Source organism: Pontibacter anaerobius (assembly GCF_026241195.1).
Lineage (GTDB): Bacteria > Bacteroidota > Bacteroidia > Cytophagales > Hymenobacteraceae > Pontibacter > Pontibacter anaerobius.
In genome coordinates, this window is the sequence record NZ_JAPFQO010000001.1 from 302,470 (window position 1) to 328,542 (window position 26,073).

Consider the following 26,073-nt stretch of genomic DNA (forward strand, 5'->3'; position numbering starts at 1 on the left):
CTAAACTAACTAAACACTTCTACCTTATTTATGAGTGCTAACAAAGAATCCTGGGGCTCACGCGTCGGTCTTATCCTGGCGATGGCCGGTAACGCCGTAGGTCTCGGAAACTTCCTGCGCTTCCCGGTGCAGGCGGTGCAGAATGGCGGCGGCGCCTTTATCATCCCTTACTTAGTATGCTTTTTGGTGATGGGTATCCCTTTGCTTTGGATCGAGTGGTCTATGGGCCGCTTCGGAGGCAAGTTCGGGCACCACTCCACACCTTTCATCGTAGATACCATGCACAAGAACCGCCTCTGGAAGTACATTGGCGTATTCGGTATCTGGACCAACATCGCCGTGGCCTCTTACTACTGTTACCTGGAGTCCTGGACGCTTTCTTATGTATTCCACTCCATCGGCGGCACCTTTGCCGGTCTTGATCAGGATGGCGTGGCAGGCTTTTTTAACGAGTACGTGAGCCTGGGCAAGTCTACTTTTGGTATTCCTTATGAGCCGATAGTGTTCTTTGTTATCTGCTTGCTGCTTAACACCTGGATCCTTTCACAGGGTCTGGCTAAGGGTGTGGAGCGTGTGGCGAAGTTCGGTATGCCGATGCTGATTGTGTTCGGTGCGTTCCTGGCTTACAAAGGCTTCACGATTCAGGCAGGCGAGAATGGTGCCCTGAGCGACAGCGCTGCCGGCCTCAACTTCCTCTGGACCCCGAATTACGATGAGCTGTGGTCGCCGACTGTGTGGCTTGCCGCTGCCGGTCAGATCTTCTTCACCCTGTCGGTAGGTATGGGCACGGTGCATTGCTACGCCTCTTACGTTCGCTCTAAAGACGATATTGCCCTCAACGCGATGTCGGCCGGCTGGATGAACGAGTTCGTAGAAGTAGTGCTGGGTAGCTCCATCCTGATTCCGATCTCCATCGGTTACTTGGGCATTGAGCGCGTAACAGAGCTTGTGCAGCTGGGTGGCCTGGGTCTTGGCTTTAAAACATTGCCATACCTGTTCTTCCAATGGGGCGATGTGCTGGGCGCAGTGGCTGGCTTTATGTGGTTCGGCTTGCTGTTCTTTGCCGGTATTACTTCATCGCTGGCGATGGGTACGCCATGGATAGGCTTCCTGCAGGACGAGTTTAACTGGAGACGTAAGTCTGCTGCCTGGTCTTTCGGCCTGATCGTGCTGCTGCTGGGTATGCCAACCGTGCTGTTCTTTAAGTATGGTGTGTTTGATGAATATGACTACTGGGCCGGTACGGTATCGCTGGTAGTGTTCGCCTTGTTCGAGACCATCCTGTTTGCCTGGGTATTCGGCATGGGCAAGGGCTGGCGCGAGATCACTTCCGGGGCCGATATAAAAGTGCCTTACATCTATAAGTATATCATCAAGTTCGTGACGCCGCTGCTGCTGCTGTGGGTGTTCATCGGATCGTTGGTAACGCCTAAAGGCGGCGATTGGGGCAAGGCGTTTGCCGGAGAGTGGGTGCTGGACGATAGCTCCATCATCAACAAGATTAAAAACACCAGCCTGAAGCGCCAACTGGCAGAGGCCACAGACCCAGCTGTGATAGAGCAGCTGCAGGATACCCTGTTTTTCGTGAATGCCTCGCGAATACTGCTGGTAGCGGTGTTCCTGAGCATTGCGGGCCTTGTTTACATTGCGTATAAAAAAAGAGTTAGAGAAGGAAGGATTTAAGAAACTATGAATACATCTGCACTTGTTGTGATGCTCGGTACCATGCTACTGGTAACCAGCCTGATGATATACTTTTTCGTGCGCGTGCTGAACACGCCGCCGAAGCCGGAGCCGGACTCATACCTCGACAACGACGATGAGCCTGAGCGACAGGTAAAACCGTAAATCTGATACATGAACAAATTAAGGCACTGGATACGCAGGAACTTTGGCTTTTCGCAGCGAGAGGTTAATGCGTTTCTGGTGCTACTCACCTTACTGGTGCTGCTTTCGGCAGCACCTTTTCTTTTTACGCTTGTTGAGTCACCGGAGCCAGAGCTTGTCTCTGCCCAGGACAGCCAACTGCTAGACAGCCTGGCGGCGCAACTGGAGGAGCGGCAGCCGGAGCGCTCCGCAAAGTATAAAATATCCACCGTGGCGCTGCGGCCCTTTAACCCGAACCACCTGACCGCGGAGGAGTGGCAGGCCTTTGGTTTGCCCAAGTACCTGGCGCAACGCATCCTCAACTACCGCAGCAAAGTCGGCGACCTTACTTACAAAGCAGAACTGGGGCGAATTTATGGCTTACCAGATTCTGTCTTCCAGCGTTTGTACCCTTACATTGATTTGCCGGAGGAGCGCCCGTCCAAGTATAAACGCTCTGAAAGTATGGCCTCCCGCCCTTCACCAAACCCCGATTGGGCGAGCAGCAAACGAGAGAAGTTTATACTTGCCCCTTTCAACATCAACACCGCCGACACCACCCAACTCAAGCAGATCCGGGGAATCGGCAGCAAGTTATCAGCCCGAATTATAAAGTATAGAAATGGCTTGGGAGGATTCCATAGCACAGAGCAGCTGCGGGAGGTGTATGGGCTGCAGCCGGAGGTGGTGGACAGCCTTCACAAGTATACATTTGTGGCCAAAAGCAATTCGGTACAGCAGCTAAGCATAAACACGGCTACCGCCGATGAACTGAAAGCGCACCCCTACATCTCGTCTAACGTGGCGCGGGCCATCGTGGCCTACCGGGAGCAGCACGGCAAGTATGAGCAGCTGGAGGATGTGCGACAGATAAAACTGGTGACACCAGAGCTGTACGAGAAGATCAGGCCATACTTGGCGCTGTAGGGTTGGAAGTCCCGTTGAACTGGATAGAGTTGCTGTAGCCGATTTCATCACCCTACCCATTCCCGGATCAAGTTCGGAATCTGCGACATCGAAGGGGAACTTTACACCACCCCGTTCTTCCCCTAAAAACAGGGGAGGGAGTCTTTGCAACATCCAACCACCCCTAACCCCTCCTTATCCAAGGAGGGGAGTTCAGCTGAAGCTCTGTCAGCAATGGCTATTGAACCTGATTCCAGTCTTTTCGTGGGGGTAGGGGCCCTCGACAAAGAGCGCCTTGTGAGATTCGGTGCCCGTCAAGGGCAGCCGTAGCGCAGCGGAGGCAGGAGGGAACACAGCGCGATGCGGGAAGACGAGGCCTCCCGGCCTTGAGGGCGCCAAAGCTAGAAGTGAAACATTAGGTTTGTAAGGCTGTGGATGAAAGACAGCTAAAAAAGATAGCTTTTTTCAAGTTTAAGAAAGCAGTGGTTAAAACACAGTTTAAGTATAGAGTATAGCTTTCCAAGACAGTCGAATTACAAGCTCAACGTCATCATAGGACACAAGTCTGAAGACTCGCGCCAGTTAGATTAAAAATATGCTTCAATCGCCGCTGCAAAGGTTTACTGCGGCTGGTTCACCGACTGTGGCTGTTTCTTCTGCTGATCATTCAGCCAAAGCAGGGTAGAGTTGTAGGCCATGTCGTGCACGCCCACGTACAGCACCAACTTCACGTTATCGGACTCACGACTGAAGACTACCTCCGGATCCCCTTTACCAAAGTATTTATCTGTAGCCTCACCCTGCATACTTTCAGGGATAGCCTGCTCCTTCACGATGTAATCCATTTGCTCTTTCGAGATGGTATCGGCTGGGTTGGCCAGAATGTTGAAGGCGCGGATGGAGTGGCTGGGCGGGACCAGTAAATCGTTGATGCCATGGGCCAGGAAGATGGGTACTTTTTTGGCCTGGTGTATCTGTGTGCTGGGGCTGCGGCGCTTGCCTTCTTTTTCGGCAGGGGTACCCTCCAAAGGCTCGCCTCCCAAAGCGGCCACGATTTGGCTGTTATACTTGCGGTGTGGGTAGTACAGGTTAAAGTCGAACCACTCCGGGATATCAAAAACCGGCACCCAGGCCGCTACGCCTGCCCAAATCTCCGGGTGGCGGCTGGCCGTTACCAGTGCCGTCATTGCGCCCCCAGAGGACCCCACCAGGTAAATGCGCGAGGTGTCGATGTCGGCGTGCTGCTTGGCATAATCTACGGCATCCACAATATCCTGGATGGCGACATCTGATGCCATGGCCTCCGGCTGCTCAAATACGCCGCGGTAATTCGGCTGTATAAAGGCCCAGTCATACTTCTCGGCCCAAAGGGCAAACGGGATAGAGGGAACCTGCAGGTAACCGCTGCTCCAGCTGTGCAGCACCACCAACAAAGGCTTTTTGCGGCTCGACTTAGACTCATAGAACAGCGCAGGCTCCGTTTTGCCATCCAGCGTGGACTTTATCTTCGCTACCTCAATGCCTTTCAGGTGTTTCTTCCAGTCTTCTAGACTCTCGTCGCCAACTTTGCCGGGGTATTGCTTGGTGGTGGTATACTTGTCCATGCGCTCAATAGGGGGAATAGGCTTATCCCTGTTGCAAGCAGACAGCAAGAGGCAAAGCATCAGCAAAGAGAGCAGCAATTGAGCCGAGCGGGAGTATATTTTCATGCTAATATTATTTCGGGCACAAAGGTATAATTTGGCTATACTTCTGAAAGAGCTATAGCGTGTAAAATTGTTACGCAACACTTCGGAAGGAGTAGGCAATAACAAGGAAAATAAATATAATAAAAAACAGTTGGACAGTTTTAGCAGCCGCATGTTCCTCCTCGTACTTTACTTTGCTACCTGATTTGGAAATGATGTAATAGATGATCGCTTCGTACTTTTCATCGCTCATTTCAGGGAAGTTGTCGGAGGAACCCTATGTTCTGCCTCCTGAGAAAATTATCTTATAGAGTGGTTCTGCCCTCTTCCGGCAGGCAACTGTTATAATGCTTAACGGATTTAATTTGCTGGATAGTGTATGCCTGTAGCTGTAACGGACCGAAATCATCGGTAATGATTCTATTCCCAATTACCTCTTCTAGAAACATGAATGGTAGCAGGAGTATAAAAACTGAAAGAACGGAAGCAAGTATAAGTGTGAATCTAATCAGTTGCAATATAAGGCCTTCCAATATGTTGTCTATTTCCATCTCAATTTAAATCCTGCTAACTTGCTTTGGTTGAGTAGACTTTCCGCCAAATTCTTTCGTTTACCGGGCAGTACACCATGAAAGACATCCTCAAACATTACCGACGTAGGCTACTAAACCTCGGCTCCGGCAACAGGGCCCTGGTATTGCTGCGCCTGTACCGGGAACTGCACCTGGATGTGGAGTCGCTGGATTTTGTGAATGGCAAGCCTGCCTTCGAGGTGCTGGAGAAACTACTGAGCGGGAAGAAGAAAATCTCCCTGAGCCCTTATGCCGATAGCCGCCACGCGCCGGTGGCCAACGTCAGCAGGCGTTTGCGGTTTATCAAGCGCAAGGCCGAGATGATTTTTGAGGAGCGCGGCAGCAAGGAGCTATACATGGGCTGGCCCTTCGTGCACGGCAAGTTCTCCGATGGAACGGCCGTGCGAAGTCCGCTGCTGTTCTTCCCGGTGAAGCTGCAGGTAAACGCGGCGCAGGAATGGGAACTGCAACCCGACGAGGCGCAGCCGCCGCAGTTTAACCAGAGCTTTCTGCTGGCCTACGCACACTACATGGGCACGCCGCTGGCCGAAGAGCTGCTGGAGCTGGACCTGGGCACACTGCCGCAGCAGCCGCTGGAGTTCCGCACCAAAGTATACGAACTGCTCAAAGAGCATCAGCTAAGTATAAACGCTGGCCGCGAATTTTTCACCGATAAGCTGACACGCTTTACAGACTATAAGAAAGCCGATTACGAAGCCGACCTGAAGCCGGGGCAGCTGCACCTGGAGCAGGAGGCCGTGCTGGGCATTTTCCCGCAGGCAGCCTCCTACTTGTTGTCGGATTACGACGAGCTGCTGGAGCATGGGGAGCTACAGGAGATGGAGCAGCTGTTCGGCACGCCCGATGAAAGTATAAACCAAAGTACGCAGGCACAGCACACCTTCACCGCTTTTGCCATGGACGCGGCGCAGGAGGCAGCCTTGCAGGCCGTGAAGCAGGGGCAGTCGCTGGTGGTGCAGGGGCCGCCGGGCACGGGCAAGTCGCAGCTGATCTGTAACCTGGTCTCCGATTTCACGGCCAGGGGCAAAAAAGTACTGGTGGTAAGCCAGAAGAGGGCCGCGCTGGATGTGGTGCACCAGCGGCTGTCGCAGCAGGGTTTGGGTACTTTTGCCGCCCTCGTGCACGACATCAACACCGACCGCAAAGCCATCTACACCCAACTACGCGAGCAGATAGAGCGGCTGGACGATTATAAGAAGCAGAACCTGGCGCTCAACAGCATCTACACCGACCGTACGTTTCTGGAGGTGAGCCGCGGCATCAACAAAAGCCTGGAGACACTACAAAACTTCAGAGCCGCCCTGTTCGACATGAGTCGCTGCGGCTGGTCGGCCAAGGAATTATACCTGCGCAGCAGCCTGCAGCAGCCGCACATCCCGCTCAACGCATACTTCAAAAGCTTTACGGCCGCCACGGTGGCCGAGTACCTGCCGCGTTTGCGCCAGTACCTGCAAAAGGCTATCCCCTGGCAGAAGGAGGATTTTGTGTGGAAGGAGCGCCGAAGTATGCAAGACTATACTTTCCGGGAGCGGCAGGAGCTCGCAGAGGTGATCGAAAACATGCCAGAGCAGTTGCAGAAAATGCAGCAGAACGTCAGTGATCTGAGTGGCTATATTTTCACGCTGGATGAATTGCCCAGGTATACATCAGCCTTAGAGAAAATAAACCGGTTGCAGGAGCTGCTGGGGCAGGAGGGAGTAGCGCAGGCGTTGCAGCCTTTGCTGCAGCAGGAAGGGCCTGATCAGCTGCAAAAGCAGGTGCTGCGCCTTAAGGAGCTTTACCTGGTGTGCCCGGCCCCGGATGCAGCCATCGCCACCGAGGACCTGGCATCTGTTAAAGCCGCCGTGGCAAAGTATGAGCAGCAGCAGAAACAGTTGCTTGGGCGCATTAGTTGGATGTTCGCCCCCGAGAAATCGATCCTGGCGAAGGCGCTGGCTAAGTATAAATTGGAGCTGGATGAGGCAGGCGTGGGTGAGTTGCAGCGGCGTTTGGAGTTGCGGCGGCAGGCAGTGGAGCACATGCAGGAGGTTAACCAGCTTGCAAGAGTAGACCTGAAGATAGCCCAATACCCCAGCGAGGTACTGCAAAAACTGAAGACGGTAGAGGAGGCGATACAGGCACACAAACTGTTGCGCGAGCTTCACCGGGAGCAGGTGCTGCACGAGAAGCTGCTGGATATTGTGCAGCTTCCGGAGCATCTGTCGCAACTCACCCAAAGTATAAACGAGGCGGAGGCCAGGTATGCGTTTTGGCTACAATGGCTCACAGAGGCACAAATTGCGCAGCTGGCACAGGACGAAAAGTATAAACAGGCGCTACTGCAGGAACTGCCGGATGTATTTGAGCACTTGGTGGCGTTCGATAAGCTGCTGAGCGACTTTACCGGTCCTGAGCGAGAGGTGGCCGAGCTGCTGCTGGGGCAAAGTATAAAGACGGCGGAGGAGGCAGAGGTCCTCTTCCTGAACAGCCTGTACCTGGCCTGGCTGCATGCATTGGAGGAGGAGCACCCGGAGCTGCGCATGCCAAGCAACGGCGAGCTGGAGCGTGTGGAGGCGGAGCTGCAGCGCCTGCTGCAGGAAAAGCAGGCGCTGAGTCAAGAGATCGTGCTGTCGCGGTTGAGGGAGCAGGCCTACAAGGATATTGAGCTGAACCGCCTCGGCAACCCGGTTACCTACCGCAGGCTGCACGCCCAGGTAAGCAAGAAGCGCAGCCTGTACCCGCTCCGCAAATTATTCTCTATGTTCTCCGGCGAGCTGCTGGACCTGGTGCCTTGCTGGCTGGCCTCGCCCGAAACCGTGTCGGCGGTGCTTCCGCTGGAGCGTTGCTTCGACCTGGTAATCTTTGACGAGGCCTCGCAGTGTTATGCCGAAACAGGCATTCCGGCCATGTTGCGCGGTAAACAAGTAGTGGTGGCCGGCGATGCACAGCAGCTGAAGCCCTCCGACATTTACCGCGCCCGCTGGACCGGTGCCGAGGGGGAGGAGGAAACAGAGGAGCTGTCCGCGGAGTCGTTGCTGCAGCTGTGTGGTTTATACTTGCCGCAGACCATGCTCACGCAGCACTACCGCAGCCGCTACCCCGAGCTGATCGAGTTCTCGAACCGCTACTTCTATAAAAACAAGCTGGAGCTGATACCGGAACTCCTGGATGCCAACGCCCGCCAGCCGGCCATCAACTTCGTGAAAGTACACGGGCTGTGGCAGGCAAACCAGAACCTGGCCGAGGCGCAGCGTGTGGTGGAGCTAGTATTGCAGTACCTGCAGGTGGGGCAGGAGGAGCTGGGCGTCATCACGTTTAACTACAGCCAGCAAATGCTGGTGCAGGACCTGTTGGAGGAAGCTGCGCAACAGCAAAGTATAACCATACCGGCCTCCGTGCTGGTGAAGAACATTGAAAACATCCAGGGGGATGAAAAGGAGGTGATCATACTTTCTATAGGATATGCTCCGGATGAGAAGGGCCGGATGGCCATGCAGTTTGGCAGCCTGAACCAAGCAGGAGGGGAGAACCGCTTGAACGTGGCGGTTACGCGCGCCAAACAGCAGGTGGTAGTGGTTAGCAGCATCCGGGCGGAGCAGCTGCAGGTGGAACACACCCTCCATGCCGGGCCGAAGCTGCTCAAAGACTACCTGCACTACGCGCAGCAGGTGAGCCGCAGGTATTTTGAGTATGAGCCGAAGCAGGAAAGTATGCCCGCACAGGTGCCGCTGCTAAAAGAGGTGCTGGCGCAACAAGTACCCTACCTGAAACAGGAAGTGCCGTTTGCAGACCTCACGTTTATCAAAAACGCCGCCTACCAGGGGGTGGTGCTCACTGATGATGACCTATACTACAGCGCCCTATCGGTGCGGCACACGCATGCCGATATACCGACATTGCTCAAACAGCGCCACTGGCCCTACAAGCGCGTGTATAGCCGCCAGCTCTGGGAGAAACCGGAGAAAACGGTGGAAGGGGTTAGAAAGTTAAAGAGTTAGAAGGTTAGAAAGTTAAAAAGACTGTCTCCGGCGCAAGCTTTTAAACCAGAAACAGTCTTTTTATCCTTACATGTTCTGCTTATCCAGGCGAATTGGCAGGAATTGATAATTGAAAGAGTACATGCCCTGGTAAAACTTAAAGGTAATTCTAAATACTTGTTTGATGGGTTTCCCATCCACCACCGCAGGCTGCAACAGAGGCAATCGCCCTAAAACCCTTTCCAGGCCAGTGGCAATTCTATCGTTAAAAGCGTTTTTGTGCCGCAGGTTCATCAGCCTCCCATCTTCCGATACTTCACCCTCGATATGCAGCACATCGTCGTATGGCTTTAAATCTACAGTACTTAAATACTCGCTGATAACTCTTCTAATCTCCTCTTTGTAAGCTTCTACACCGTTTCTATAGTTTACCCCAACTATTTTTCTAAATGTTCTGGGCGAGGCATTGCAAAGCTCAGAGGCGATGGCCATCTTCTCGGCATTCAGAAAAGGGAGATCTGACAGGTTAAACCAGATAATGCGTGATTCATCCGTGTATTTGCCGATGGGGCTTGTACCACTTACAAATTCCCCCTTCTTAAACCTCTCGGAGGATAGTACCCGGTTCGACCTGTCTTGGGGAGAGGTGGCTATCCAGGTACCATCTGGCTTTCCGTTAAGGAGTTTGCCTTTCCAGGTTACCAGGCTCAGGCGCACTTCATACTTTCCGGTACCGTTTTCAACTACTTTTGTGCCATTTTCATCCCAGGCGTCTTTCAGGGTGATGGCATCTTGCGTGGCGTTAAAAGTCAGCTTTGGCTTACCGGATGGATAGAAAATTTGCCAGTCGCCGTCCAGCTGTCCTGCTTTAAAGCTGCCGCGAGCCTGGAGAACTCCATCCAGATATGTAGAAGTAAAATCACCATCTTTCAGGCCATCGCTGTTGTAGTTGCCTTCTGCCACCACCACTTCGGGGCTTTGGGTTAGTACATCCTTAAACAGGCCATAGAAAAATCGCTCCTTCGTATTAAGCTTTACCTGCCTTGTAATCTGAGCGCAGCTGTCTTCAACCATGAAATAGGCTGCGTTAAAGGGAATATGCAGGCTGTCGTTTCCGAAGTTTTTAAGGGAGATCCTGCGCTGTAGCGGTTCTTGTGCAAAGGCGCTTAAGGCAAAGAGCAGAAAAGAAATACAGAGTAAAATTGTTCTCATAGATTAAAGTGGAGTTATTTCAAAGGGGCAAAGGACGCAAATATTCACTTAATATTAAAGTCCATCAATATACATAGCCTAAGCTGAGGTAGGTTTACACTTTACTAGCGCAAGCGGGCCTTGTGCTTTTGCAAAAGCAACCAACCGGCTATTACAAGGCAAGTATAAAGCTGTGTATATGGACATAAACGGATGCTCACTTCATGCAAGGGCCAGAAGATGCTCACTTTTATACTTTCACCCCTTCAACTCCGTACAAACCCTTTAACTCCCAAACCCCAAACCTCCAAGCCCTTGCTCTACAAGATTTTCACCGTCTACGTTTACCTCCAGACCCTTTTCTGCGGATGCGGCCCCGACAGGCGCAACGGTGGTTTCGAGAAGCCGGGTTTCAAGTATAAACTGGAGAAGATAGCGCGGTTGGATGAGCAAATACAGGAAAACTCCGGCCTCGCCCATGCCCCCGACAGCACCTTCTGGACCCACGGCGACGGCGGCACAGCGGCTGCGTTGTATCGCTTTAACCAACAGGGCGAGCTGCTGCAGACACTACCGCTGCAACTGCAAAACCGCGATTGGGAAGAACTGGCCGAGAGCGGGGAGCAGCTGTTTATCGGTGACTTCGGGAACAACACGAACAGCCGCCAGGACCTGCAGATCCACATCCTCCGTAAGCAAAGCCATACTTTAGCGGGTACTTTATACTTCTCCTTTGAGGATCAGGCAGCATTTCCTCCAGAAAAAAACAACCAGCACTTCGACCTGGAGGCCTTTTTCTACTACCAGGATTCGCTGTACCTCTTCACGAAAAGCCGGGGCAAAGACAAACAGCTGAAGCTTTATACTTTGCCCGCAAAGCCCGGTACGCATGTGGCGCGGCTGCAGGAGAGCTTGCCTGTCAGCGCTATGGCCACAGCAGCCGCACTCTCTCCTAACCAAAAGCAGTTTGCCATACTTGGCTACGGCAGGGTGTACCTGTTCGAGGTGCAGGACGGCAACATCAACCTGAACGGAAAACACTACTGCCTGAAGACGGGCAGAACCGGGCAGGCCGAGGCCATACTTTATACTTCCGATAACCAACTCCTCATCACCAACGAGAATGGGAAGGTATTCCGGCTCACGCTAAGGCGTTAAACTAAAAGTATAAAGTATGATTTGCAGCCAATGGGCAACATATAAAAATCAACAACATGGAAACCGCCGTAGTAGGAGTATAAACCCAACAAGATAAAACTATGCATACAACGATATTGGTAACAGGCGCCACAGGCACGGTAGGGCGCGAGGTGGTAAAACAGCTCTCGATGCTGGAAGGCGATATAAGGGTCAGGGCCGGAGTACACTCCATTATAAAAGGCGAGAACCTGAAGCGCCTGCCGGGTGTGGAGGTGGTGGAGATGGATTTTGAGGACCCTGAGTCGCTGCACGCGGCCTTTACCCATGCCGATAAGGTTTTTTTAATCACGCCTTTTGCCGCCGACCAGATACAAATGTCGAAAACACTCGTGGATGAGGCCAAAAAAGCTGGCGTAAAGCATATCGTAAAATTATCGGTGATAGGTGCCGATGTGGAGCCGGGGCTACAGTTGGGGCGCTGGCACCGCGAAATTGAGAAATATGTTGAGGACAGCGGTATCCGCTACACATTCCTGCGCCCAACTTCTTTTATGCAGAACTACATTAACTATAATGCTGAAAGTATAAAAAAGGAAGGCCGGTTTTACGGAGCCACCGGCGATGGGAAAGTAAGCTACGTAGATGCCCGGGATATTGCCGCTGTAGGGGTAGAAGCACTGATGAGCGATGAGCACGTAGGCAAGTCTTATGACATCACAGGTTCTGAGGCGCTATCCAACTACGAGGTGGCCAAACTGATGAGCGAGGTAACGGGCAAGCAGGTGGACTATATGGATGTGCCGGACGCCGCCGCCAAAAAAGGCATGACCGACCATGGCATACCAGACTGGATGGCTGATGCCATGATTGAAGTATACAGCTTGTACCGGTCCGGCAAAGGCGCTGAAACCACCGATACGGTAGAACGTGTCACCGGGCGCAAGCCCCATACTATGCGGCAATTTCTGGAGGATCACAAAGATTGCTTTGTGTAACGGATCCCGCTCTTCACATTAGGAAATTTTATCCATAAAAAAATCCCCTCCCGAATATTCGGGAGGGGATTTTCTATTTATCAGCTAATCTGAATCGATTATTCTAAGTCGCGGTAACGATCGCTGCGGCGGGTCTGGTATCCGCCCCTGTCTCTGTTTCTGTCAGAGTCTGAATCGCCGTAGCCACGGAAGTTCTCACGTGAGCTGGACCCACGGTTATCGCTGTAATAGGATGTGCTGCTGTCCATAGAGCCGTAACGGCTCTGGTCGCCGCCGTATCCGCCCTGTCCGTATCCACCGGAGCCATAGCCACTCTGGCCGTAACGGCTGGAGTAGTCGTCCTGGCTGGATCTGCCGGAGGAGCCATAGCCGCTTCCCTGGCTGCTGCTGCCTGAGCCATAACCATAGCCACCGCTCATGCCACGGCTGTAGTTGCTGTCGCCGTATCCGCCTCTGTCAGACGATGATCTGCCGGAAGAGCCATAGCCTGAGCTTCTGCCGTAGTCCTGGCCATAGTCGCTGCCTTGTGAGCCATATCTGCCGGAACGGTACTCATCGTTATAAGAGCCTCCTCTGGAGCCATAGCCACCTTGGCTACCGTAGCCGCCCTGCATAGAGCTCTGGGAATCCCAGCCTCGCTGTGAGCCGCGGCCTTCTCTGTCATACTCACTCATGCCTCTGCTGGAGCCATAGCCCATAGAACCGTAACGGTCTCTGTCGCCGTAGCCACCCTGCATGCTGGATCTGCCTGAGCTTGAGCTGCCTGAGCCATAACCTTGCTGGCCGCTGCCATAGCCACTCTGAGAGCCGTAGCCCATGCGCTGGCCATAGTCTCCCTGGCCATAGTTTTGCTGGTATCCACCTTGTCTGCTGCCCTGGCCGTAGCCGCCGCTCATACCCTGCGATGAACCATAGCCACCGCCGCTCATGCCTTGGCTTCCGTAGCCACTCTGCTGACCATACTCCTGCGATGCAGAACCATAGTTGCCCTGTGAACCATAACGGCTCTGGCTTCCGTAGCCCCCCTGGCCACTCTGCTGGTTATAACGGCCCATGCCACCCTGGTCGTTCATAACGCCATAGCCACCCTGCATGTCTCCTTCTCGGTCCTGGTAGCCGCCCTGCATGCCGCCGCGGCTGCCGTACATGTCGCTGGAGTATTGGTCCTGAGAGCGCATTCTGTTGCCTTCCATGCCGCCCTGGTTGCCATAGTTAAAGCCTCCCTGAGAACCATACTGGTTAGACTGGGAGCCACCTTGCGAAGAACCATAGCCACCCTGCGAGCCTTGGCCGCCGTAGTTGCTCTGCGATCCATAGTCGCTTTGATAACCATAACCGCTTTGCTGGCCACCATAGTTACCCTGCTGTGAGCCGTAGCCTTGGTTGCCTCTGTTCCAGTCCTGGTTCTGATCGCTGCTCCAGCCTTGGTTCTGGCTACCTTGCCCGGACCCCTGGAAGCTCTGCTGCGAGCCACTCGTCATAGAGCCGTAGTTGCCGTACTCAGAAAGGTTTTGGTTGCGGTCAGAGCTGGAAGAGGTATCGGAGCTGCTGCCAGACTTAGCAGAGGTGCCGCTGGTTGACTTGCCTTCTTTTTTAGAGGATGAGCCTGACTTGGCCTTAGTGGTTGATGACTTTGAAGTGGAGCCAGTGGTCTTGCTGCCTGTTGTGCTGCTCTTCGGTGAGGAACTGGAACTGCCACTTGATTTATTTGATGTACTACTGCTGGTACTACCTGATGTTGATAACGAGGATGGATTAAGGCTGCTGGATGAGCCACCCGACAGATTAGAATTCTGCTCCGTGTTTTGATTTTTCTCAGTCTCTTTCATAGTTCTGATCTCCTTAGTTTATAGTTGACGTTTATTAAGTTTGCTATTCCCTGTTTGAAAAATCCGGTGCCGGTGGGAGTATAATTTCGGCTTCGGATTTATGTTGCCGTTACCCTAAAAGATTCCGTGATAATAGGCCTTTTTAAGTGTAACAGAACGTTTTAGCTATACGAACCACACGGAACATGGTTATTGTAGAGTTACACAGTAACATGCAAAGGCTACGTTGGCAGGAAAGGCTAAAGTAGTGTTGGCTGAGATGCGGCAGAGGTAGTTTTACACCTGTGCAAAGTATAAATACAGCATTGCCAGTAAAGCAGGAGACGGAGCAGGGAGAGGGGGTAAGTGCCTGATGATGTTTTTGTTATTTATTTGCAGGGATATTTGCTACTAATCCGGAAGTTATACTTACCTTTGCTCATAATTATTAATTATCATTACAATGAAGACAGGTAAAGTAAAATTCTTTAACGTATCAAAAGGTTTCGGTTTCATCGTTGAGGATGACACTAATCAAGACATCTTCGTGCATCAGTCAGGTCTGATCCACGAAATCCGCGAGAACGACCGTGTTTCTTTCGAGGTTAAGGATGGTAAAAAAGGTTTGAACGCTATCAACGTAGAGAGAATCTAAGTTATAAGCTATCAATAGCCGAAAGGTATTGTAAAAGTCTTTTACCCGCTCAGGCAACTGGGCGGGTTTTTTGTTTACTGGTGGGCGTGGCCATTCTGCTTTTCGTGGTTGCGCTCTTCTCCCTTCTCCAGCCCTTCCTGTATCAACTCGTTTGCTTCATGCTTGTCTTCCAGGTCGGCACGCGGGTGTTCCTGCTCCAGCTCACGTTGCGGTTCATAGTTGAGCGTGATCAGGATCGGGAAATGGTCAGAGCCAAACTTGTCGAGGCGGCGCAGGTTCACCAACCTGAAGGCTGGGTCATAAAAGACATGATCCAGGGGGTAACGGAAAACCGGGATATGGGCGTTGTAGGTATTGTAAAAGCCCCGGCCCACGCGCGGGTCAATTAAGCCGCTAATCTCCTTAAACAGCTTGGTTGTTTTGGACCAGGCCACGTCGTTCAGGTCGCCGGCTACCACGGCAGGGTATGGTACTTTCTTCGCCTGTTTAGCCACTATTAAAAGCTCGGCTTCGCGTGTCTCGGTGTTCAGCATCAGGCGGGGCGGCTGCGGGTGCACCGTAAACAGGCAGAACTTATCTCCGCTTGGCAACTCCACCACCATGTAAAAGGATGGTATGCCGTCTTCCACCAGGTACCTTATCTCACTATCGTGTATCTTGTTCTTGCTCCAGAATAGCATGCCATAGGTGTTATCCAGCGGCTTTTTTATGGAGTAGGGGTAGTGCTCGTCCAGCACTTTGCACACGTGGTCGTGCCACTCCTGGTCGGGCTCGTTCATGATGATCATTTCCGGGTTAGCCTCTTTCACCCTTTCCAGGAACTTGTCATACTTCTTGTTTGCCATCCGCACGTTGGAGATCATCAGGGTAAAAGCATTGTTAGGCTTTGGCTGCTCCGTGCGCAGCGCCTCTACTTTCATAAAAGGTGTAAAGTTGATGATGTAGCGCAGTTCGTTGAGTATGGCAATGCCCCAAACCAGCACCATAATAGTATCGCCGGTGCCATCTACGCCATAGGTGGCGACATAGGCTGCTAACACAATGCCTAATAAAACTGCTACGTGCAGGCGCGGGAAATCCATTATCCTGATCCACCACAATGGGGATGAAATGAGTGGCAGAAAGGAGAAAAGGGTAAAAGTAGAACCAAGTATAATCAGAGCGGTTTGCATGTACGAAGGGTGCTTTTATTTTGGGTGTATCTGCATACTATAATCGGGGGGCATTAGTTGCCCACGCTACTTCTTACGTGTTTCTGCTGAACCGGATGAGGTTGCACCTGAGTATATAAATAAAATCGCCCCGACTTTACCGTATACCGGTTGCCGGGGCGATTTTATACTTAGCGATTTTTATACCTGCTGTGCAGGGGCTGTGCAGGGTTACTCTTTATCGGCTGTGTTAGTGGCCAAGCGCACACCAACGGCCAGTATGTGCGGCAGCGGGTCGCGGCGCATATATTGAGTAAGCTTTAACCTATATGTGCCTTGCTTGCTGAACTTCACATTGTCGATAGCCAGGGCCTGCAGGTCGTAGGTGTCGCTGGAGCCGTTGCCAAGTGGCTTACCTGTTTTTGAGTCCATCAGCAGCATTTCGTGCAGCTTTGCAGAAACCTGTACGCTATCTGGTCCCACCAACTGATGACGCAGGTACAGGTTATAGTAGTCGTAGTTGAGGTTGTAGCGCACGTTAAAGTACACATCGTATACCTGTGTGGTATCCTTGATCTCGAACTCAAAAACAGGGGCATTGTCAATCTGCCAGTTGCCTTCCGGCATGTCTATGTTCTGCTCATATACCCGTGCCGGGTCGCAGGCGGAGAGCAGCAGCACGAGTGCCACGGCCCACATCCTTACAAGTTTATGCATCGGTGCGTGGTGGTTTGTTGCCCTGGTCTGGTTTCTTGCCTCTGAACGGCTTGCGTGAGCGCTTCTTCGGGCGCTGGTCGCCGCCAGCCTGTGGCTGCGCGCCTGCCTCAGGAGCGTTGCCAGAAGCACTGGCCGCAGGCCTTGGCCCTGCTGGCTCACGTTTTTCGCGGCGCTCCCTTGGTTCGCGATTCTCGCGCGGTTCGTTTCCTGTCTGGCCATCGCGCCCTCTGTTCTTATTGCGAGGCGGGCGCTGGCGGCGTGGCCGCTGCTCCTGCTCACCGCCACCTTGCGGCTGTGCAGCCCGTTCCGGCCTTTCTTTTTTAGCTTGAGGTGCCTCCGCCGCTTTTTCAGTAGGCTGCGGTTGCTCTGCGCCAGCGGGTTTTTTCTTCTTCTTTTTCTTCTTCTTTTTACTCTTGAACTTGTCATCGAGGCGCTCCAGACTACCTTCTACCTGTGCCACAAACTCGTTCTGCTTCGGCTCCTCTACAGGTTCTGTCAGCAGGGTTTCTACAGCGATGCCTTGGGCATTCTGCTCCAGGATCTCCTGCACACGCTCTACCGGCACCGGGTACCAGTTGTTGTCGCCTTTGTAGCCGAACCACATCATGCGCTTAAAGATGTCGGTCTTCTGAAGTATGGCATCGCCCTGCTGCGTCTGCAACGGCCGGTTCACCGTCGGGATATCCTTGAGGGCATCCATATAGGTTTCCAACTCATAGTTGAGGCAGCACTTCAGGCGACCGCACTGGCCGCTGAGCTTGCTCGGGTTCAGCGAGAGGTTCTGGTAACGCGCCGCCGTTGTGGACACGCTCTTGAAATCAGTGAGCCAGGTGGAGCAGCAAAGTTCCCGGCCGCAGGAGCCGATACCACCCAGGCGGCCAGCTTCGTGGCGCAGGCTGATCTGGCGCATCTCCACGCGCACCTTAAACTCCTCGGCCAGCTTCTTGATTAGGTCGCGGAAGTCCACGCGGTCGTCGGCGGAGTAGTAGAAGGTGGCTTTGCTTCTATCTGCCTGGTACTCCACATCCGACAGCTTCATCTTTAGCCGGAGCATCTGTATGATCTCGCGGCTGCGGTACATGGTGGTACCCTCCAGGTCGCGGGCCTCGTTAAACTTCTCCATATCGCGCTCGTTGGCGATGCGGTAGATGCTGCGGATCTCCTCGTTGTTATCCACTTTCTTTTTGAGCATCTGCAGGCGCACGAGTTCCCCTTTCAGCGACACGAAACCAATGTGATGGCCATTCGGCACATCCACTACTACGGCGTCGCCGGTTGTCAGGTCCAGTCGGTTTATATTTCGGAAGAAGTCTTTGCGGCCTCCCTTAAATCTTACTTCTACAATGTCGAACTCCTCAAACGACGTAGGTATATCCATATCGCTGAGCCAGTCGAACACGTTTAAACGATTGCAGCCTCCCGTGCTGCAGCCGCCGTTGCTTTTGCAGCCACCTGGTTTGGTGTCAGTGCTGCATCCGCCACTAGAACATGAACTACATCCCACAATTTTATCTCCTTATATAGCTAGGCTAATTCTTGTTTCCGAAATCAGTTAATTAACAAATATACTAAATTTTTAGGCTTTTGCTTTTGCGGCTCCTAAAAGTACAAGTATGGCAACACTGGTTGGCTGCCTTTGGTGCCCCTGTTTGCAGGGCAGTTGGGCTATTTACGAAAAAAGCGGCGCATTGCTACGTGCTGGGAAATAAAGTATAATTTTAGGGAATGCTTCGGAAGTTACTGTCTCATGCGGCAATCTATGGCCTGGCGGCGCAGCTACCGCGCGTGGCTGGTGTGCTGGCCCTGCCCGTTATCACGCCCTACCTCACTACCACCGACTACGGGGTGGCCGGGGTGGTGACCGCTTACGTTACGGCGATGAGTGTGGTGCAGTCGCTGGGGCTGAGTGTGGTGATGGTAAACGCCTTCGTGAAGCACCCGACACGGTATAAATGGGTGTGGCGGCAAGTGGGGGGGCTAATGTCCATATGGACGTTAGTGTTCGGGCTGATATACTTTATTGTCTTGTATTTTGCTACACCGCAGGAGGCTGATGAACACCGTTTACAGATTGCTTTGCTGTTTAGCGTACCAACGATGCTATTCACAACAGCAGAGGTACAATCTAATTTATACTATCAGCTTGCACAGAAGCCTCTGGTGTTCGCTTTAAGATCTGTGTTGGTAGGTATGGTGGCAGTGGGAGTTAATATTTATACCATCGCTTACCTTAAGCTTGGCTATATGGGTTGGTTCTACGGCAATTTCTTTGCTGTGTCACTCGCTTTCATTTTCAGCGCTTATACGGCCTACTACTCATTACAGCTTTGGCCTATTTTTAAGTTTAAATGGAAGCAGGTAAAAACAATCCTGGCTGTGTCGTTACCGGTGCTGCCACACTACTTTGCCTCAGGCATGTTGGTAACTTCAGACAGACTTGTGCTTAGTAGAATGAATGTGCCAGTGCCACAGATTGGCCTATACAGCTTGGCTGCCACCTTTGGGTCCTACTTCAACCAATTGTCTGTTGCGATCTCAGAGGCGGCCAATCCTTTTTACTTGCAGTTGCTCTCTAAGAGAAATGAAAAATCTAAATTAACCGCAAGAGACCTGACTTTTGCCTTGGGAGTGGTTTTTCTAATCGCCACTTTCACAGCTAGTTTGTGGATGAAGGAGGTCTTCCAAATACTTTTGCGCAATCAGCAGTTACAGAAAGCTTACCCTATAGCTATCATTCTGCTGATGGGGTATAATTTCAGGCCGTTTTACATTGTTGTAAATAACTTTTTGCTCTACTATGAAAAAACAAACAAGCTTTGGCGGATTTCTGCGGTTGCGGTTGCAGGCAATATTACCCTGACCGTTCTCTTAGTCCCGTTTTTTGGCTATAAGGCAGCTGCATTCACCACATTTGCTGCCTTATTATACATGGGGTTCGGAGGCATGTGGCTAAAGGAATTTTCAAATCATAATCCCATACCGTATTATCCTCTTCGCTGGCTGCTTGTGCATGTCCTCTTTACCGGGTTTGCATATTTTGGTGCAGACCTTTCATTAAGCCTAAAATCAGCAATAACGGGTATTATATTTTTGGTGTCTGGTATGTTGTACCTGAAGTATAAAAATAATCTGCACCAACTTAGCTTGAGATAACCTCCCTGTAAAGCTGCATAAGCTTCTTGTGTTGTACTTTATTGTCGAAGTTCGTGATTACATATTGCCTACCGGCATGGCCCATTTTTTCCCTGAGATCAGAATTACTCAACAAAACATCTACTTTGTCAGCGATAGCCTGAGGATCTTTTTGGGGCACTACAAAACCTGTTACGCCTTCTACCATTCCCTCGGGTAACCCTCCAGCGTTACTTATGACAACCGGCAGTTCCATACTTTGTGCCTCTTGCACGACTAAGCCCTGGGTTTCAACCTCCCCATCATCTGCAACTATTCCCGACAGAACAAACACCTGTGCCTTATCATAAAAACCTATTACCTGCTCCTGTGTGGCAGCACCCACCAAAAAAATATGATCTTGTAGCTGCAAGGTATTAATTTGCTTTTCAAGCTGCTTTCGCAGCACGCCCTCACCCACTATATAATATTTGATGTCAGGGTATTTGCTCTGGAGTATTTTGATGGCTGATATGCTGTATTTCAGGCCTTTGGCTGCTATCAACCTTGAAACTGTAACAATGACCGACTTAGCGTTAGCTGTATACCTCTGTTTTCTAAATTTACTAGTATCTAAACCTACGGGTAGAATTACAATTTTGCTGGAGGGAATGCCCAATGCTTCTACAGTTCTTTTAGTGAATTGAGAGCTTACAGTAAAAGCTTCGCAAATAGGAATGAGATCTTTGTATAGGCCTTTTCTGGAGAAGTGGGTAGGCCAGGAGAGGAAGTCTTTATCATTTACATCAAAGCCGTGGAAAGAGGTAATCAGTTTACCTTTTAGCAAACCAATTTCTCTGTAGTTTATGGCTTTGATACCATTTGGGCCAAACTGACAATGCACAATGTCAAAAGTGCTTTTTCCTATAAAGGGTATAGCATCATAAAAGAACTGCAGGTTGGCTGCATACTTCCCGTATTTAAAAAAGTTAAGTGTTTTAAGTAGTGGAAGTGAATAAGGCAGATGAGCCAATAGAAGATAAACCGCTTTAATGCTTCTTTTAAATATATTTCTGGGTATATGCGGCCGCTCAATAGTCTTAGAAAGCATGTCATACTCATTTAGCAGAGCATGTTTGGGGGCTATGTCTGATTTACCCCAGGAGAATATGGTTACATCATGTCCTTCATCAATCAATTCTTTTAGCTGATTAAGTAGGTATGTTTCTGATTGATATGGAAAATGCCCAACACAATAGGCGATTTTTAACTTCATTTGTTGCTGAGGGAATGAATTGATTTACAACAGCATACTTTGCTATGGTTAGATTTGAAACCTAAAGTATAAATATAAAACAACAGGAGCATGCTTGTGGCATGCTCCTGCATAAATTTGAGTTTTTAATCTTAACTACGGCTTCAGCACCACTTTCACGCAGTTATCTTCCTTCTTTTTAAAGATCTCATACCCGTGGGCAGCCTGGCTGAGGGGCAACGTGTGCGTGATGATGTCATCCAGCACTACTTTGCCTTCCTGCACCAACTGTAGCAGGTGATCAATGTAGACCTGCACGGGGGCCTGGGTTCCTTTCAGCGTCACGCCCTTATCGAACCACCTGTAGATTGGGAAGTTATCGAAGGTGGAGCCGTATACGCCCACCACGCTCACAATACCGCCTCTACGGGTTGCTCTGAGGCATGTTTCCAATACCTTGGCCGTACCTTTTTCTACGTTGATGACCGCTTTTGCCTTTTCAAGTATACTCCGGTCTGCCTCCATGCCCACGGCATCAATGCAAACGTCAGCACCGCGCCCTTCTGACATGTCACGGATCATCTGCACTACCTGGTCCTCGTTCTCCCAAAGTATGGTTTCTGAGTTGGCTGACTTTTTGACCATGTCCAGGCGGTACTGCTGTAAATCAATGTTGATGACTCTGGCCGCGCCTCTTAACCATGCCGATTTAGCCGCCATTATACCTACCGGGCCAGCCCCAAAGATCGCTACTGTCTCACCGCCGCTAATGTTACCCCAGTCGGCAGCGGCCCATCCAGTCGGAAAAATATCGGTCAGGAAAAGTACCTGTTCATCGGTTAGGTTGTCCGGAACCACGCGTGGTCCATAATCTGCAAACGGTACCCGCACATACTCTGCCTGGCCTCCCTGGTAGCCCCCGTACAGATCCGTGTAGCCAAAAAGGGCGGCTCCCTTCTCCGTCAGAAAACCGCCATCGGGGCCATAGTTAGAGTTTGAGTTTTCGCACTGGGTGGGCCACTTGTGCGTACAGAAGTAGCATTGGCCGCAGGCAATCGGGAAGGGAACCACCACACGGTCGCCGCGCTTCAGGTTCTTTACGGCAGGGCCTACTTCCTCAACTATACCCATAAACTCGTGACCCAGCACCATGTCCTTCATCTGTGGCACAAAGCCGTCCAGTATGTGCAGGTCAGAGCCGCAAATGGCGGTGGAGGTAACCCGTATAATGGCGTCGCGAGGGTCCTCTATTTTAGGGTCATCAACGGTTTCAACGCTAACATCATTGATTTTGTGAAATACTAATGCTTTCATAGCTTCTTAATTTTGTTTTAGTGCGAGGCCGGCACACATACCGGCCATTTATCTGAATAGATGTTTTAACGGTGTATCAGTTAAGTAGTTATAGGCGGGGTGGGCAGATGTGCGGCTGTGCGGATATGCTGTAGTAAAAAGTATAAATTTGCCGTACAGAAATCTTAAACCAAACCACCTAACCATGCCCGACTTCCGCTTCTCCTTCCTTACCCATAAAGACCTGCCGCAGCTACGCGAAACTTTCCTTAAAGCCTTTGCCGACTACGTGGTACCCGTGCAACTGAGCGAGGAGCAGCTAAAGGATAAAGTTGAGCGGGAGGGGATTGAGCCCAGCTTTAGTGTGGGGGCATTTGTGGGCGAGGAAATGGTCGGGTTTATACTTAGCGGCTTAGGAGAGTGGCAGCGCAGGCCCACAGCCTACAATGCAGGTACGGGAGTTGTGCCAACGTACAGAGGCTACGGCCTCACACAGAAGATGTATGCGTTTCTGGTGCCAAAGCTGCGCGAGAGCGGCATAGAGCAGTGCCTGCTGGAGGTGATACAGGACAACACACCCGCTCTCAGGGCTTATCAAAGTATAGGCCTGCACATTACCCGCTCCCTTCACTGCTTCAGGGCTCTTAAACAGGAGTTGCTGCTGCTGGTAGAGGAGCCGGAGCAGATTACTATTTCCCCGACTGGGCAGCCCGACTGGAAGACCTACCGCTGCCTATGGGATGTGGAGCCAACCTGGCAGAACAACATCGACTCGATTAGGAGGAGTGCAGGACAAAGCCAGACATTAGAAGCGCGGAATAAGCACCAGGAGATAGTGGGCTATATTTCCTTTTTCCGTAAGAATGGAGCCGTGGCACAACTGGCAGTAGATGAGCAGTGGCGAGGCCAGGGCATAGGTACGGCCTTGCTCCGTGAGGCCGGAAAATTGGTGGAGGCACCTTCTATCATGTTCATCAACATTGAGGATACTGCACAAACGATGCTCTCATTTATGCAAAGGCGCCACTTTAGGCTGATTTTAAAACAGTACGAGATGCTGATGCCGATAGCATAAAGTATAAATCGGGCTGCTAGAACTTCTATCGGGGGCTACTGGATACTGTGCACCGGCAGGTTTAATCTGTATCTTTGCTGCTTTAAATTAATCAACTGAAGTATGAATATGGCGTGGTTTTACCTGATCCTGGCTGGTATATGCGAAATTGGCTGGGCTTTTGGGTTAAAGTATAGCGAGGGATTTACAAAGCTGGGCGTGAGCGTGATAACCGTTATCGTGATGATCCTGAGTTTCGTGCTGCTCTCGCAGGCTATGAAAACATTGCCGCTTGGAACGGCCTATGCCATCTGGACGGGGATAGGCGCCGCTGGCACAGCCATACTGGGCATTGTTTTCCTGAACGAGCCCCGCGACCTGATCCGCATCCTTTGTATTCTGCTGATTGTAGCGGGTGTTGTTGGACTGAAGGTTTTCTCCGGATCAGAGTAGCTCTACTCTGCCAGCAAGTATACTTCTACTGCATCTGTAGTGAAAAGGTAAAGGTGCTTCCCGCCCACTAGTGCCGACACATATTTTTTCTGCTGAGGCAGCTCCAGCACGCGCTCTTTCTGCGTATACAAGTCGTAGAAGTAAAGCTTGCCGTCTTTCACAAAGTATAACGCATTGTTGCGAAAGCCGAGGTGCTGCAGCCCGGTATAGGGCAGTTTCTTTTTGTAGTTGCCCAGGTTATCGAACACCAGTATGCCGCTGTTAAAGTCGAGCAGGTATACCAGGTTCTGGTACTCGCGCAGCTGTCGCACGTCAAACTCCTCGCGGTTCAGCAGCAGGTTCAGGGGTGTTTCCACGGTAATCTGCCGCATGGCCGGGTTCAGCTTGCTGAGCGTGAGGCTCGTCTCGTCGAAGAGCCAATAGCCTTGGTCTGCGGCCGGGGCTGCTGCTTTGGCCGTGCCCTCATACTGCAGGTCCAGCAAGTCGGTGGAGCTGATGGGGCGGAGAAAACGGTCCAGCAACACAAGTTCCTGGCTGCCCTCGTAAAACAGCACGATCTTCATGGGGTTCCAGGCATGCAAGCTGCTAATGCGGCCGCGGGCAGGGGGGGAGTAGGTATCAACTGGTTGCCCAAGCGGGTTCAGGCGCAGCAAGTTTAGCCGCTCATCCAGCAAATAAATGTAGCCGTTGCGGTCTTGAGAGATAGCGCTAGGGGAACTGATGGCTATACTATGGCTATAGGTAAGCACCGGCGCCTGCAGCGTGTCCTGCGCCTGCGCCAAAAGCGGTGCCAGCAGCACCAGCCAAAGTATAAGTATGGATTGCCTAGCCTTCAAAGGTTTTCAGTTCCAGTTTCTCGCCGTCATACACACCATAAGTATAAAAGTTAACCCATTCACCGAGGTTCACATATTGGGCTTTCTCACCGATAGGCATCTCCAGGGGCAGGTGACGGTGGCCGAATACATAGTAATCGTGGTGTTGCTGCTGCTCTACCTCCTGGCTATACTGCACCAGCCACTCCCGTTCCCCAAAAAACTCCTCGTCCTTCTTCACGTTGCTGATACGGCTCCTCCTGGACCACATGTTAGCAATACCGATGCCAGTGTTCGGGTGGATGCGGGCAAAAAGCCACTGGCACATTTTATTGTCGAACACCTTTTTCAGCACCTTGTAAGTATGGTCGCCGGGCCCGAGGCCATCGCCGTGGCCAATGTAGAAGGTCTTATCGCCGATGTTCGTGGAAATAGGCTTCCGGATGATGGGGATGTTCAGCTCTTTCGGGAAGTAATCGAACATCCACATATCGTGGTTCCCCGTGAAAAAAAGGACAGGTAAACCCGAATCCGTCAGCTCTGCCAGCTTGCCCTGCAGGCGCACGTACCCTTTGGGTATGGCATGCTTATACTCAAACCAGAAGTCAAAGATATCGCCTAGCAAAAGTATGGCAGCGGCATCTTTCTGTACCATCTCCAGCCACCGCACAATCTTTTTCTCGCGCTCCAGGCTGGTTTCAGCATCGGGCACGCCTAAATGAAAGTCGGAAGCGAAGTATACTTTTTTGCCTGGCGCTAACTCGTTAATGCGGAAGGTCATCAATCAGGAATAAAACTAGCTGTTTGGGGCCATGCGCACCCATTACCAGTGTTTTCTCGATATCGGCGGTGCGGCTCGGGCCACTCACCATCGATACCATCGACGGGAAATTCTCTTTATACTTGTCGCGCACACGCTGGAGGCCATCTTTAACATCAGCTACCAGCTGGCTGGCTTTGGCCACTACCAGGTGGTTTTCCGGGTAAATGCTCAGCCGGCGGCCACCGGCGTTGGCTGAACTTACCAAGATGCTTCCGGTGCGGGTAATCAAAGCCTCGCAAGTAGTCAGGGCTGCCTCTACACCTTGCACAAAGTTCTCCTCGTCCGAGACAAACTCAATGCCTGCCTGGTGGATGACGTTTTGGAGGTTAGACTCCCACACACACAAGTGCTGCAGGTTTTGCTCCTTCTTGTACACGTAAAGCTGGTCGAAGAAGTCTTCTTCGTTCTCGCAATACACGAACACGCCTGCGTTTTTGATGAAGTTCTCCGCAAACACTATTGACATATCCTCGACTGGTACCGGGGAGTGCAGCGGTGAGGAGAAGTCCGGGGTAGGAGGCAGAAAAGGCGCCGACTTAGCCAGCGCCTCTCTTACTCTTCTTAAAACTATTTCTTTTGATTTTGCTTCGTACATGCCTGTGT

21 protein-coding genes are annotated in these 26,073 nt (G+C 51.6%); 10 read left to right on the forward strand and 11 right to left on the reverse strand.

Annotated features, from left to right (window positions below; genetic code table 11):
* Window positions 1–30 precede the first annotated feature (30 nt).
* Genes OO017_RS01480 through OO017_RS01490 form a run of 3 tightly spaced genes read left to right on the forward strand, consistent with a single transcriptional unit; the run spans window position 31 to window position 2,793 of the window.
* Window positions 31–1,683, forward strand: a complete 1,653-nt coding sequence (locus OO017_RS01480) for a sodium-dependent transporter (protein WP_266050659.1) — start codon at window positions 31–33, stop codon at window positions 1,681–1,683.
* 6 nt (window positions 1,684–1,689) lie between these two features.
* On the forward strand, window positions 1,690–1,848 hold the full coding sequence (locus OO017_RS01485) for a hypothetical protein (RefSeq protein ID WP_266050660.1): 159 nt from the start codon (window positions 1,690–1,692) through the stop codon (window positions 1,846–1,848).
* Window positions 1,849–1,857: 9 nt separating this feature from the next.
* On the forward strand, window positions 1,858–2,793 hold the full coding sequence (locus OO017_RS01490) for a ComEA family DNA-binding protein (RefSeq protein WP_266050661.1): 936 nt from the start codon (window positions 1,858–1,860) through the stop codon (window positions 2,791–2,793).
* 599 nt (window positions 2,794–3,392) lie between these two features.
* Here OO017_RS01490 and OO017_RS01495 read toward each other — a convergent pair.
* Window positions 3,393–4,481 carry an alpha/beta hydrolase family protein gene (locus tag OO017_RS01495; RefSeq protein ID WP_266050662.1) on the reverse strand — a complete coding sequence of 363 codons (1,089 nt, stop codon included), beginning with the start codon at window positions 4,479–4,481 and terminating at the stop codon, window positions 3,393–3,395.
* Between the two features lie 607 nt (window positions 4,482–5,088).
* On the opposite strand from OO017_RS01495, the gene OO017_RS01500 reads away from it, so the two are divergent.
* Window positions 5,089–9,030, forward strand: a complete 3,942-nt coding sequence (locus OO017_RS01500) for an AAA domain-containing protein (RefSeq protein WP_266050663.1) — start codon at window positions 5,089–5,091, stop codon at window positions 9,028–9,030.
* A 66-nt stretch (window positions 9,031–9,096) separates the two neighbouring features.
* Here OO017_RS01500 and OO017_RS01505 read toward each other — a convergent pair whose 3' ends face one another.
* On the reverse strand, window positions 9,097–10,221 hold the full coding sequence (locus OO017_RS01505) for a toxin-antitoxin system YwqK family antitoxin (RefSeq protein ID WP_266050664.1): 1,125 nt from the start codon (window positions 10,219–10,221) through the stop codon (window positions 9,097–9,099).
* 294 nt (window positions 10,222–10,515) lie between these two features.
* On the opposite strand from OO017_RS01505, the gene OO017_RS01510 reads away from it, so the two are divergent.
* Together OO017_RS01510 and OO017_RS01515 are read left to right on the forward strand one after the other, a co-directional pair.
* A complete protein-coding gene (locus tag OO017_RS01510) occupies window positions 10,516–11,358 on the forward strand; it encodes a hypothetical protein (protein ID WP_266050665.1) in 843 nt (280 codons plus the stop codon).
* Between the two features lie 101 nt (window positions 11,359–11,459).
* Entirely contained in the window at window positions 11,460–12,335 is an 876-nt protein-coding gene (locus tag OO017_RS01515; RefSeq protein WP_266050666.1) for an SDR family oxidoreductase, read from the forward strand.
* Window positions 12,336–12,433: 98 nt separating this feature from the next.
* Here OO017_RS01515 and OO017_RS01520 read toward each other — a convergent pair whose 3' ends face one another.
* On the reverse strand, window positions 12,434–14,164 hold the full coding sequence (locus OO017_RS01520) for a hypothetical protein (RefSeq protein ID WP_266050667.1): 1,731 nt from the start codon (window positions 14,162–14,164) through the stop codon (window positions 12,434–12,436).
* Between the two features lie 442 nt (window positions 14,165–14,606).
* On the opposite strand from OO017_RS01520, the gene OO017_RS01525 reads away from it, so the two are divergent.
* Window positions 14,607–14,798, forward strand: a complete 192-nt coding sequence (locus OO017_RS01525) for a cold-shock protein (protein ID WP_025609190.1) — start codon at window positions 14,607–14,609, stop codon at window positions 14,796–14,798.
* A 74-nt stretch (window positions 14,799–14,872) separates the two neighbouring features.
* Here OO017_RS01525 and OO017_RS01530 read toward each other — a convergent pair whose 3' ends face one another.
* The 3 genes from OO017_RS01530 to OO017_RS01540 form a co-directional block, all read right to left on the reverse strand.
* Window positions 14,873–15,970: an endonuclease/exonuclease/phosphatase family protein gene (locus tag OO017_RS01530; RefSeq protein ID WP_266050668.1), complete on the reverse strand. Its 1,098-nt coding sequence runs from the start codon at window positions 15,968–15,970 to the stop codon at window positions 14,873–14,875.
* Between the two features lie 210 nt (window positions 15,971–16,180).
* Window positions 16,181–16,666, reverse strand: a complete 486-nt coding sequence (locus tag OO017_RS01535; RefSeq protein WP_266050669.1) for a gliding motility lipoprotein GldH — start codon at window positions 16,664–16,666, stop codon at window positions 16,181–16,183.
* Complete coding sequence (locus tag OO017_RS01540; protein ID WP_266050670.1) at window positions 16,659–18,065, reverse strand: PSP1 domain-containing protein; 1,407 nt, start codon at window positions 18,063–18,065, stop codon at window positions 16,659–16,661. The genes OO017_RS01535 and OO017_RS01540 overlap by 8 nt, the downstream gene beginning before the upstream one ends.
* A 326-nt stretch (window positions 18,066–18,391) precedes the next feature.
* Here OO017_RS01540 and OO017_RS01545 point away from each other — a divergent pair, with 326 nt between their 5' ends.
* On the forward strand, window positions 18,392–19,819 hold the full coding sequence (locus OO017_RS01545) for a lipopolysaccharide biosynthesis protein (protein WP_266050671.1): 1,428 nt from the start codon (window positions 18,392–18,394) through the stop codon (window positions 19,817–19,819).
* On the opposite strand, the gene OO017_RS01550 is transcribed toward OO017_RS01545, so the two are convergent.
* On the reverse strand, window positions 19,806–21,053 hold the full coding sequence (locus OO017_RS01550; protein WP_266050672.1) for a glycosyltransferase: 1,248 nt from the start codon (window positions 21,051–21,053) through the stop codon (window positions 19,806–19,808). The two genes, OO017_RS01545 and OO017_RS01550, sit on opposite strands and share 14 nt — an antisense overlap.
* Before the next feature lie 135 nt (window positions 21,054–21,188).
* Window positions 21,189–22,346: a zinc-dependent alcohol dehydrogenase gene (locus OO017_RS01555; protein ID WP_266050673.1), complete on the reverse strand. Its 1,158-nt coding sequence runs from the start codon at window positions 22,344–22,346 to the stop codon at window positions 21,189–21,191.
* Between the two features lie 184 nt (window positions 22,347–22,530).
* Here OO017_RS01555 and OO017_RS01560 point away from each other — a divergent pair, with 184 nt between their 5' ends.
* Entirely contained in the window at window positions 22,531–23,400 is an 870-nt protein-coding gene (locus OO017_RS01560) for a GNAT family N-acetyltransferase (RefSeq protein ID WP_266050674.1), read from the forward strand.
* Window positions 23,401–23,502: 102 nt separating this feature from the next.
* The gene (locus OO017_RS01565; RefSeq protein ID WP_304608396.1) at window positions 23,503–23,832 is read left to right on the forward strand and encodes a DMT family transporter; all 330 of its coding nucleotides are present in this window, start codon (window positions 23,503–23,505) and stop codon (window positions 23,830–23,832) included.
* A 2-nt stretch (window positions 23,833–23,834) separates the two neighbouring features.
* Here OO017_RS01565 and OO017_RS01570 read toward each other — a convergent pair whose 3' ends face one another.
* Genes OO017_RS01570 through OO017_RS01580 form a run of 3 tightly spaced genes read right to left on the reverse strand, consistent with a single transcriptional unit; the run spans window position 23,835 to window position 26,065 of the window.
* Window positions 23,835–24,668, reverse strand: coding sequence for a hypothetical protein (locus OO017_RS01570; RefSeq protein WP_266050675.1), 834 nt, complete (start codon window positions 24,666–24,668; stop codon window positions 23,835–23,837).
* A complete protein-coding gene (locus OO017_RS01575) occupies window positions 24,658–25,428 on the reverse strand; it encodes a UDP-2,3-diacylglucosamine diphosphatase (RefSeq protein WP_266050676.1) in 771 nt (256 codons plus the stop codon). Before OO017_RS01575 ends, OO017_RS01570 begins: the two co-directional genes overlap by 11 nt.
* Entirely contained in the window at window positions 25,412–26,065 is a 654-nt protein-coding gene (locus OO017_RS01580) for a LutC/YkgG family protein (protein WP_266050678.1), read from the reverse strand. Before OO017_RS01580 ends, OO017_RS01575 begins: the two co-directional genes overlap by 17 nt.
* Window positions 26,066–26,073 lie beyond the last annotated feature (8 nt).

What these genes read in the sequence shown, in the direction of transcription:
- OO017_RS01480 (WP_266050659.1), top strand. Translation starts at nt 31, where the DNA reads ATGAGTGCTAACAAAGAATCCTGGGGCTCACGCGTCGGTCTTATCCTG.
- OO017_RS01485 (WP_266050660.1), top strand. Translation starts at nt 1,690, where the DNA reads ATGAATACATCTGCACTTGTTGTGATGCTCGGTACCATGCTACTGGTA.
- OO017_RS01490 (WP_266050661.1), top strand. Translation starts at nt 1,858, where the DNA reads ATGAACAAATTAAGGCACTGGATACGCAGGAACTTTGGCTTTTCGCAG.
- OO017_RS01495 (WP_266050662.1), bottom strand. Translation starts at nt 4,481, where the DNA reads ATGAAAATATACTCCCGCTCGGCTCAATTGCTGCTCTCTTTGCTGATG.
- OO017_RS01500 (WP_266050663.1), top strand. Translation starts at nt 5,089, where the DNA reads ATGAAAGACATCCTCAAACATTACCGACGTAGGCTACTAAACCTCGGC.
- OO017_RS01505 (WP_266050664.1), bottom strand. Translation starts at nt 10,221, where the DNA reads ATGAGAACAATTTTACTCTGTATTTCTTTTCTGCTCTTTGCCTTAAGC.
- OO017_RS01515 (WP_266050666.1), top strand. Translation starts at nt 11,460, where the DNA reads ATGCATACAACGATATTGGTAACAGGCGCCACAGGCACGGTAGGGCGC.
- OO017_RS01520 (WP_266050667.1), bottom strand. Translation starts at nt 14,164, where the DNA reads ATGAAAGAGACTGAGAAAAATCAAAACACGGAGCAGAATTCTAATCTG.
- OO017_RS01525 (WP_025609190.1), top strand. Translation starts at nt 14,607, where the DNA reads ATGAAGACAGGTAAAGTAAAATTCTTTAACGTATCAAAAGGTTTCGGT.
- OO017_RS01530 (WP_266050668.1), bottom strand. Translation starts at nt 15,970, where the DNA reads ATGCAAACCGCTCTGATTATACTTGGTTCTACTTTTACCCTTTTCTCC.
- OO017_RS01535 (WP_266050669.1), bottom strand. Translation starts at nt 16,666, where the DNA reads ATGCATAAACTTGTAAGGATGTGGGCCGTGGCACTCGTGCTGCTGCTC.
- OO017_RS01545 (WP_266050671.1), top strand. Translation starts at nt 18,392, where the DNA reads ATGCTTCGGAAGTTACTGTCTCATGCGGCAATCTATGGCCTGGCGGCG.
- OO017_RS01550 (WP_266050672.1), bottom strand. Translation starts at nt 21,053, where the DNA reads ATGAAGTTAAAAATCGCCTATTGTGTTGGGCATTTTCCATATCAATCA.
- OO017_RS01555 (WP_266050673.1), bottom strand. Translation starts at nt 22,346, where the DNA reads ATGAAAGCATTAGTATTTCACAAAATCAATGATGTTAGCGTTGAAACC.
- OO017_RS01560 (WP_266050674.1), top strand. Translation starts at nt 22,531, where the DNA reads ATGCCCGACTTCCGCTTCTCCTTCCTTACCCATAAAGACCTGCCGCAG.
- OO017_RS01565 (WP_304608396.1), top strand. Translation starts at nt 23,503, where the DNA reads ATGAATATGGCGTGGTTTTACCTGATCCTGGCTGGTATATGCGAAATT.
- OO017_RS01575 (WP_266050676.1), bottom strand. Translation starts at nt 25,428, where the DNA reads ATGACCTTCCGCATTAACGAGTTAGCGCCAGGCAAAAAAGTATACTTC.
- OO017_RS01580 (WP_266050678.1), bottom strand. Translation starts at nt 26,065, where the DNA reads ATGTACGAAGCAAAATCAAAAGAAATAGTTTTAAGAAGAGTAAGAGAG.